General features: G+C 74.6%; 8 protein-coding genes and 1 riboswitch. Of the genes, 7 read left to right on the forward strand and 1 reads right to left on the reverse strand.

All coding sequences use genetic code 11. From position 1 onward, the window contains the following. Together KBX39_RS14975 and KBX39_RS14980 are read left to right on the forward strand one after the other, a co-directional pair. The coding region (locus KBX39_RS14975) for a carboxyl transferase domain-containing protein (protein ID WP_282102411.1) at positions 1-3488 on the forward strand (3488 nt) is incomplete at its 5' end. Positions 3489-3629: 141 nt separating this feature from the next. Then, positions 3630-4022: an SCO5389 family protein gene (locus tag KBX39_RS14980; RefSeq protein ID WP_043323383.1), complete on the forward strand. Its 393-nt coding sequence runs from the start codon at positions 3630-3632 to the stop codon at positions 4020-4022. 46 nt (positions 4023-4068) lie between these two features. Here KBX39_RS14980 and KBX39_RS14985 read toward each other — a convergent pair whose 3' ends face one another. Beyond that, the gene (locus tag KBX39_RS14985) at positions 4069-4470 is read right to left on the reverse strand and encodes a Fur family transcriptional regulator (RefSeq protein ID WP_043323380.1); all 402 of its coding nucleotides are present in this window, start codon (positions 4468-4470) and stop codon (positions 4069-4071) included. A gap of 214 nt (positions 4471-4684) precedes the next feature. Here KBX39_RS14985 and KBX39_RS14990 point away from each other — a divergent pair, with 214 nt between their 5' ends. From KBX39_RS14990 to KBX39_RS15010, 5 genes are all read left to right on the forward strand, one after another. Then, positions 4685-5251 carry a copper chaperone PCu(A)C gene (locus tag KBX39_RS14990; RefSeq protein WP_210871126.1) on the forward strand — a complete coding sequence of 189 codons (567 nt, stop codon included), beginning with the start codon at positions 4685-4687 and terminating at the stop codon, positions 5249-5251. Next, positions 5248-6474 (forward strand): Dyp-type peroxidase, encoded by a 1227-nt coding sequence (locus KBX39_RS14995; protein WP_210871127.1) that lies wholly within the window; start codon positions 5248-5250, stop codon positions 6472-6474. Before KBX39_RS14990 ends, KBX39_RS14995 begins: the two co-directional genes overlap by 4 nt. A gap of 33 nt (positions 6475-6507) precedes the next feature. Next, complete coding sequence (locus KBX39_RS15000) at positions 6508-7062, forward strand: copper resistance CopC family protein (protein WP_210871129.1); 555 nt, start codon at positions 6508-6510, stop codon at positions 7060-7062. Positions 7063-7257: 195 nt separating this feature from the next. Continuing rightward, a riboswitch (cobalamin riboswitch) is annotated at positions 7258-7459 on the forward strand. A 130-nt stretch (positions 7460-7589) separates the two neighbouring features. Beyond that, a complete protein-coding gene (locus KBX39_RS15005) occupies positions 7590-8102 on the forward strand; it encodes an acyl-CoA thioesterase (protein ID WP_073828221.1) in 513 nt (170 codons plus the stop codon). Between the two features lie 3 nt (positions 8103-8105). Then, positions 8106-8696, forward strand: a 591-nt coding sequence (locus KBX39_RS15010; protein ID WP_210871131.1) for a LysE family translocator, incomplete at its 3' end; no start/stop codon positions are given.

Raw genomic sequence — 8696 nt, forward strand, 5'->3', positions numbered from 1 at the left:
CGGAGGAAGGCGCCGAGGCCGCCGACGGCCCGGCCGGTCCCGCTGTCGAGCTGGACCTGCCGGCGCCTGCGGCGGACGTGCCGGCGCGGTCCCGGGCCGAGCGCGGCCAGGAGGACCTGTGCGCGCTGCTGCTCGGCTACGACGTCGACCCGCACGACGAGCGCCGGGTGCTCGACGACTACCTGGACGCGCGCCGGGCGGCCACCGAGGCCGGGCACCGGCCGCTGGCCGAGGAGCTGGAACTGGTCGGCGTCTTCGCCGACCTGGCCGAGCTGAGCCGCAACCGTCCCGGCGACGACGGGCCGGCCGGGCACGTGCACAGCGCCCGCGAGTACTTCCACACCTACCTGCAGAGCCTCGACGTCGAGCGGGCCGGTTCCCCGGACTCGTTCCGGGCCCGCCTCGCCAAGGCGCTCGCCCACTACGGTGTCACCGAGCTGGACCGCTCCCCCGAGCTGGAGGCAGCGGTCTTCCGGATCTTCCTGGCCCTGCAGCGGGCCGCCGCGGACGCCACGGTGATCGCCGCGCTGCTGCGCTCGTGGCTGCGCGAGCCGCCGCCGGACGAGGCGCTGCGCGAGCCCGCCGGCCTCACCCTGGAGCGTCTCGTCGCGGCCACCCAGGTCCGCTTCCCGGTCGTCGCCGACCTGGCGCGGGGCGTGGTGTTCGCCTGGTTCGCCCAGCCGCTGCTGCGCCGCAACCGGGCCCGGGTCTACGCGCGGGTCCGCGCGCACCTGCGGCACCTCGACACGCACCCGGACGCGCCGGACCGCGCCGACCGGGTCGCCGAGATGGTACGCAGCACCGAGCCGCTGGTCCGGCTGCTCGGCCAGCGCCTGGTCCGCGACGACCTGGACAACGCGACGATGCTGGAGGTGCTGACCCGCCGCTACTACGGCAACAAGGCGCTCACCGAGGTCACCACCCGGGCCACCGGTGGCTGCACGTTCGTGGTGGCCGGGCGGGACGGTTCGAGCGTCGTGTCGGCGGCGGTGCGGTTCGACGCGCTCGGCGACGCGCTGCGCGGACTGGCCGAGGTGGCCGGCGAGCGCGACGCCGTCGACGCGGACGTCTACCTGTCCTGGGAGAACCAGCCCGAGGACTTCGACGCCACCGCCGCCGCGCTGCTCGACGTGCTGAACGCGCACCCGCTGCCGGCGGCGGTACGCCGGATCACCACCACCGTCGCCGGGCGCGGCGGCGCGGTGATGCACCACCACTTCACGTTCCGGCCCGGCGAAAACGGGATGGCCGAGGAGCGCCTGATCCGCGGCCTGCACCCGCACATCGCGCAGCGGATGCAGCTGGAGCGGCTGCGCGAGTTCGACCTGACCCGCCTGCCGTCGCTGGACGAGGAGGTCTACCTGTTCCAGGCGGTGGCCCGGCAGAACCCGTCCGACCAGCGGCTGGTCGCGTTCGCGCAGGTACGCGACCTGACCGGGCTGCGGGAGCAGGACGGCCGCCTGGTCTCGCTGCCCACCACCGAGGACACGGTGGCGGCCTGCATCGACTCGATCCGCCGGGCGCAGTCGCGGCGGCCGTCGAAGTCGCGGTTCCCGACCAACCGGATCGTCATCTACGTGTGGCCGCCCAGCGAGCTGACCCGCGAGGAGATGGAGCTGATCGCCGGCCGGGTACGCCCGACCACCGTGGGCGCGGAGCTGGAGGAGATCCTGTTCATCGCGCGCCAGCGCGACCGCCGTACCGGCGAGCTGACCAAGGTCGGCGTGCGGATCACCTTCGACGTCACCGGGCACGCCCGGCTCGACGTGGGTGAGCCGCCGAGCGAGCCGGTCGAGCCGCTGGACGAGTACCGGCTGAAGGTGCTGCGGGCGGCCAGCCGCAACACCGTCTACCCGTACGAGCTGACCGGGCTGCTGGGCGACTTCGTCGAGCACGACCTGGACGCGGACCACCAGTTGGTGCCGGTGGACCGGCCCAAGGGCCGCAACAGCGCGGCGATCGTGGCCGGCGTGGTCACCACGCCGACGCCCCGCCACCCGCAGGGCGTGACCCGGGTGGTGCTGCTCGGCGATCCGACCAAGTCGCTGGGCGCGCTGTCCGAGCCGGAGTGCCGGCGGGTGATCGCCGCGCTGGACCTGGCGCAGCGGATGGGCGTGCCGCTGGAGTGGTACGCGCTGAGCGCCGGCGCCCGGATCTCGATGACCTCCGGCACCGAGAACATGGACTGGGTGGCCGCGGCGCTGAAGCGGATCGTCGAGTTCACCCAGGACGGCGGCGAGATCAACATCGTGGTCGCGGGCATCAACGTCGGCGCCCAGCCGTACTGGAACGCCGAGGCGACGATGCTCATGCACACCAAGGGCGTGCTGGTCATGACGCCCGACTCGGCGATGGTGCTCACCGGCAAGCAGTCGCTGGACTTCTCCGGCGGCGTGTCCGCCGAGGACAACTTCGGCATCGGCGGCTACGACCGGGTGATGGGCCCGAACGGGCAGGCGCAGTACTGGGCGCCGGACCTGCCGGGCGCACGGGACGTGCTGATGGCGCACTACGACCACACGTACGTCGTGCCGGGCGAGCACGCGCCGCGCCGGGCCGTCACCATGGACCCGGTGGACCGGGACATCTGCGGCTACCCGCACGCGGTGGCCGGCAGCGACTTCGCCACGGTGGGCGAGATCTTCTCCGCCACCGCGAACCCGGACCGCAAGAAGCCGTTCGACATCCGTACCGTCATGCGGGCCCTCGCCGACCAGGACCATCCGGTGCTGGAGCGGTGGGCGGGCATGGCCGACGCGGAGACCGCTGTGGTGCAGGACGTGCACCTGGGCGGCATCCCGGTGTGCCTGCTCGGCATCGAGTCGCGGTCGGTGCCCCGGCACGGCTTCCCGCCCACCGACGGCCCGGACACCTACACCGCGGGCACGCTGTTCCCGCGCTCGTCGAAGAAGGCCGCGCGGGCGATCAACGCGGCCAGCGGCAACCGGCCGCTGGTCGTGCTGGCGAACCTGTCCGGCTTCGACGGCTCACCCGAGTCGATGCGCAAGCTCCAGCTGGAGTACGGCGCGGAGATCGGCCGGGCGATCGTCAACTTCCGCGGCCCGATCGTGTTCTGCGTGATCTCGCGCTATCACGGCGGCGCGTTCGTGGTCTTCTCCAAGGCGCTCAACCCGGACATGACGGTGCTGGCGATCGAGGGGTCGTTCGCCTCGGTGCTCGGTGGCGCGCCGGCCGCCGCCGTGGTGTTCGCCGGTGAGGTCGCCGCCCGCACCGCGGCCGATTCCCGGGTACGCGAGCTGGAGGGCCGGGTGGCGTCCGCCACCGGTACCGAGCGGGCCACGCTCAGCGCGGAGCTGGACGAGCTGCGCGGGTCGGTGCGGGCGGAGAAGCTGGGCGAGGTGGCCGCCGAGTTCGACCGGGTGCACAGCATCCAGCGGGCGGTCGAGGTCGGCTCGGTCGACGCGGTGATCCGCGCCGCCGAGCTGCGGCCCCGGGTCATCGAGGCGATCGAGGCGCACCTGCGCTGACACGTTCCGCGACGTCACACGGCGGACGGGCCTTCGGGTCCGTCCGCCGTTTCGCGTGCGCCGGTCCTTGACGGTCGTCCGGTGACATGGTGTGCTCAGATGGTAATGGAAACCGTGTTCGTTAGAGCTGCCGGAGGACCCATGTCGCTCACCGTTCCGCCCGCCCTGCTGCACGCCGCCGAGACCGGTCCCGTCGACGAGGAGGCGTTCGTCGCCTGTGTCCGCGACTCCCTGCCGTACGCCTGGGAGACGGTCAGCCGGGTCGCCGCCGACCTGGCCGCGACCGACGCCGAGTTCGCCGACAACGTCGTACCGCCGCCCGGCGACGCCGAGCGCGGGCAACTGCTGCGCGCGATGGCCAGCGACGCGATCCGCGCCGGCCTGGAGCGGCACTTCGGGATCACGCTGGCGTTCCAGAACTGCCACCGGGTGGCCGCCTTCCGCCCCGGCGCGGCCGGCTCCGAGGCGTACCGCCGGTTCACCTCCAGCCGCGGCCAGTTGCTGAACCAGTCACCGGCGCTGCGCAACTGCTGACCGGCGGTCCGGCGCGGGCGGGTCACCGCCCGCCCGCGGCGGTGGCTCAGGCGGCGCAGCGGTCGCAGGTGCCGAAGATCTCCAGGGTGTGCCCGACGTCGGTGAAGCCGTGCTGCGCGGCGACCTGGTCGGCCCACCGCTCCACGGCCGGGCCGGCCACCTCCACCGCACGGCCGCAGCGGCGGCAGACCAGGTGGTGGTGATGGCGGCTCTGGCTGCACCGCCGGTAGAGGTGCTCGCCGCCGGGCAGCCGCGCCGAGTCGATCTCGCCGTTGTCGACGAGCAGCTGCAACGTCCGGTAGACGGTGGTCAGACCCACCTTCGCCTGCCGCTGCACGAGCATCTGGTGCAACTGCTGCGCGCTGTGGAAGCCGTCCAGCTCCCGCAGCAGCGCCAGCACCTCGGCGCGCTGCCGGGTGTTGCGGGTCGCCCCGGTCGTCGCCGTCACCGTCCGCCTCCCTCGTCCGGGCGCCCTCTCCGGCCACGGCCGCGCCCGGCGCGCCACGTGACACCCGGAACCATTATGCCTTCCGGGCGCTCCCCGGTCCCCGGTCGCGGTGAGCCCGGCCGGCATGTGACGCGACCGACTCCCCGGGCCGGAACTATCCGCGGCGCCGCCCCGACCAACGGTACGAACACCGGATCTTCGAGGGGACGACCGCATGCCCAGCACCACCAGCCGACGCTTCCCACGCACGGCGGCCCTGATCGGCGCCGCCGTCCTGGCCGCGTCCGTCGCCGCCTGCGGCTCCGCCGACGCCACGCCCACAACCGCGCCGTCGGCGTCGGCGCCCGCCTCGGCCCCGGCGAGCGCAACGGCGGGTGTGCTGACGATCCGCGACCCGTGGGTGAAGGCCGCCGACAAGGGCATGACCGCCGCGTTCGCCACGCTCGTCAACGACGGCGACGCCGACGTCACGATCACCGGGGTGACCACCGACGTGTCCCGGGCCGAGATCCACGAGATGGCCATGACCGACGGGAAGATGGCGATGCGGCAGAAGCAGGGCGGCGTCGTGGTCGCCGCCGGAGCCCAGGCCGCGCTGGAGCCCGGCGGCGACCATCTCCTGCTGATGGACCTGACCCGCCCGGTGCGCCCCGGCGACCAGCTCGACGTCACGCTCACCTTCGCCGACGGGCGCACCCAGACGTTCACCGCGGTGGCCAAGCCGTTCACCGGCGCCCAGGAGACGTACGCGCCCGGACACGGCGCGAGCCCCGCGTCATGACCGGAACCGGCGCGCCCGCGCGCCGGGTCAGCCGGCGCGGCCTGCTCACCGGCGGCGCGGCGGCCGCCGGGGGCGCGCTGGCCGGCGCGGGTGCCCTCGCCGCCCTCCGTTCCCACGGGGTACGCCCCGACGACGCCGTCCCGGTGGCCCAGGTCGGCAGCGCTGTCGAGCCGTTCCACGGCACGCGCCAGTCCGGTGTCACCACCGAGCCCCAGGCGCACGCCGCGTTCGTCGCGTTCACGCTGCGCCCGGGCACGGACCGGGCCGCGCTCGGGCGGATGCTGCGACTGCTCTCCGACGACGCCGCCCGGCTCACCCAGGGTCGCCCGGCGCTGGCCGACACCGAGCCGGAACTGGGCCTGCTGCCGGCCCGGCTGACAGTCACGTTCGGCTTCGGCCCCGGGCTCTACGCCGCCGCCGGGCTCGACGACCGCCGCCCCACGTCGGTGGCCGACCTGCCGGCGTTCCGGATCGACCGGTTGCAGCCCCGCTGGTCCGGCGGCGACCTGCTGCTGCAGATCTGCGCGGACGACCCGCTCACCGTCGCGCACGCCCAACGGGTCCTGACCAAGGACAGCCGCCCGTTCGCCACCGTCCGCTGGGTGCAGCAGGGCTTCCGCCGGGCCGCCGGCACCGAGCCCGGACGCACCCAGCGCAACCTGTTCGGCCAGCTCGACGGCACCGCCAACCCGAAGCCCGGCGTGTCGGCGGACACCGCCGTCTGGGTGACCGACGGGCCGGACTGGCTGCGCGACTCCACCACCCTGGTGGTGCGCCGGATCAGCATGAACCTGGAGACGTGGGACCTGCTCGGCCGCGCCGACCGGGAACTCGCGGTGGGCCGGCGCCTCGACACCGGCGCGCCGCTGACCGGCGAGACGGAGCACGACGAGCCCGACTTCGCCGCGCTCGGACCGGACGGGCTCACCGTGATCCCGGACTTCTCGCACCTGACCCGGGCCCGCGTCACCGACGACCGGCAGAAGATCCTGCGCCGGCCCTACAACTACGACGGCGCGCCGACCGCCGAGGGACACGCGGACAGCGGGCTCGTCTTCGCCGCGTACCAGGCCGACATCGCCCGGCAGTTCCTGCCCATCCAGCGGCGGCTGGCCGAACGGGACCTGCTCAACGAGTGGACCACCCCGATCGGCTCCGCCGTGTTCGCCGTACCGCCCGGCTGCCCCGAGGGCGGCTGGATCGGCCAGCAACTGCTCGGCTGACCACGACGCTGACCACGACCAGGAAGGCGCGTCATGCGTACCCGTACCGTCTCCGCACTCCTCGCCGCGCTGTTCACCGCGGCGCTGCTGCTGGTCCCGGCCACGCCCGCGGCGGCGCACAACTCGCTGCAGGAGGCCACGCCGGCCCGCGACGCCCGGCTCACCACCGCGCCGACGCAGGTGACGCTGCGGTTCCTGCAGCGGCTCAACCCGGCCTTCACCACCATCACGCTGCGCGACGCCACCGACCGTCAGGTGCCCGCGAGCGCGCCCGCCGTGGACGGCGCGACGGGCACGGTGACGATCGAGGAGCCGCTGGCCAACGGCACCTACACCGTCGCCTACCGCGTGGTCTCGCGCGACGGCCACCCGGTCCAGGGCTCGTACCGCTTCACCGTCGCCGACCCGGCCGCTCCCCCGGCGGCCGCCCCGTCACCGGCCACTCCCTCGCCGGCCGCCTCCGCGGACGTCTCGGCGGGCGCTGACGACGGCGGTCTGCCGGTGGGAATCCTGGTCGGCGGAGCGGTCGCCGCGGTGGCGGCAGCCGGCGTGACCGCGCTACTGCTTCGACGCCGCCGCGCCTCCTGACCCGTCGCCCGCTGACGCGCGCCCGCCCGGCTTCCTGATGAGCGGGAGAGACGTCCCGCCATGCGGACTGCGCATGCGGGGCGGCACCGGGTGTGCCGGAGCCTGCGTGCCTGTGGGACGGCCGGGGGCAGGGCGCCGAAGGGCGGAACGCGGGTCGCGGCGAGGGCGGGTCGGGGCTGGGTTAGGCTGCCGGGAGCGCTGGTTCACCCGGTCGGCGACGGCCGGGTGTCGTAAGAGGGAACCCGGTGGAAGTCCGGGACTGCCCCGCAGCGGTGAGTGGGAACGACAGCCGTCAACAGCACTGGGCCACCGGCCTGGGAAGCGACGGCCGGTAGGCGACCGGCGACCCCGGTCGGGCCCGCGAGTCCGAAGACCTGCCCGCGTCGCGCGTACCACCGGTGCGCGCTGCCGTCGACCTCGCGGGTGGGTCGGGCGGGTGACACGCCGGGCGGGAGCCGTCGGCGTGCCTCGGCGTGCAACTCCCCCGTCCGGTCGGCGGTCCGCTTCTGCGAGGACGGAACCGCACCGTGACCGATGCCATCACCCTCACCGGCCGACCACCGTCGGCGTCGCACCTGACCCTGTCGCAGATCATGGACCAGCACCACACCAACCTGATGGGCACGGTGCACGGCGGCCGGATCCTCAACCTGATCGACTCGGTCGCCGGGGTGGTCGCCGCCCGCCACTCCGACGGACCGGCTGTCACCGCCGCCATCGACGAGACGGCCTTCCTGCGCGCTGTCCGCGTCGGTGACGTGGTGCACGTGGACGCCCGGATCACCTGGGCCGGCCGCAGCTCGATGGAGGTGGCCGTGAAGGTCAGCGCGGACCGCTGGGACCGCGCGGTGCCGCCGGTGGACGTGGCGACCGCGCACCTGGTGATGGTGGCCGTGGACGACGAGGGCCAGCCCCGGCCGGTGCCGCCGCTGCTGCCCGGCACCGACGGTGACCGGCGGCGCTACCGGGAGGCGCAGATCCGGCGCGAACACCGGCTGGCGCTGCGCCGGGCGCTGCTCGACGGCGTCGAGGAGGGCTGAGGCGTGCTCGGACTGTCGGCGGCCACGCTCGCGGGATACCTGGCCGCGATCGTGGTGCTCATGCTCACCCCCGGGCCGGACATGATGTTCGTGCTCGCCAACGCCACCCGGTACGGCGCGCGGGCCGGGGCGGTGGCGGCGCTCGGGGTCGCGGCCGGGGAGGCGGTGCACGTCGCCGCCGTGGTGGCCGGACTCGCCACCGTGATCGCCGCGTCCCCGGTGCTGTTCACCGCGATCCGGTGGGCCGGTGCGGCGTACCTGATCGTGCTGGGCCTGCGGGCGCTGCGCGGCACGGGCCGGCCCGGCGGCGCGGCGGACGGGGCGGACGGCGGCGGCGCCGGGCGGGCGTTCCGGCGCGGGCTGCTCACGAACCTGCTCAACCCGAAGATGATCCTGTTCAGCGTGGCGTTCCTGCCGCAGTTCGTCCGGCCCGACGCGGGCCCGGTGGCGGCACAGCTGGTGCTGCTCGGCGCGCTGTTCGTCGCGGTGCAGCTCACCGTGGACCTGGCTCTCGGCTTGGGCGCCGGGCGGTTCGCCCGCCGCTGGGGCGACAGCCGCTGGTCGCGGCGGGTCGACCGGCTCTGCGCTGTCGCC

Origin of the sequence: Micromonospora sp. D75 (genome assembly GCF_018070405.1) — a bacterium.
GTDB classification, from domain to species: domain Bacteria; phylum Actinomycetota; class Actinomycetes; order Mycobacteriales; family Micromonosporaceae; genus Micromonospora; species Micromonospora chalcea.

Coding starts and splice junctions, on each gene's coding strand:
- KBX39_RS15000 (WP_210871129.1), top strand. CDS start 6,508: ATGCGTACCCGTACCGTCTCCGCACTCCTCGCCGCGCTGTTCACCGCG.
- KBX39_RS14995 (WP_210871127.1), top strand. CDS start 5,248: ATGACCGGAACCGGCGCGCCCGCGCGCCGGGTCAGCCGGCGCGGCCTG.
- KBX39_RS14990 (WP_210871126.1), top strand. CDS start 4,685: ATGCCCAGCACCACCAGCCGACGCTTCCCACGCACGGCGGCCCTGATC.
- KBX39_RS14980 (WP_043323383.1), top strand. CDS start 3,630: ATGTCGCTCACCGTTCCGCCCGCCCTGCTGCACGCCGCCGAGACCGGT.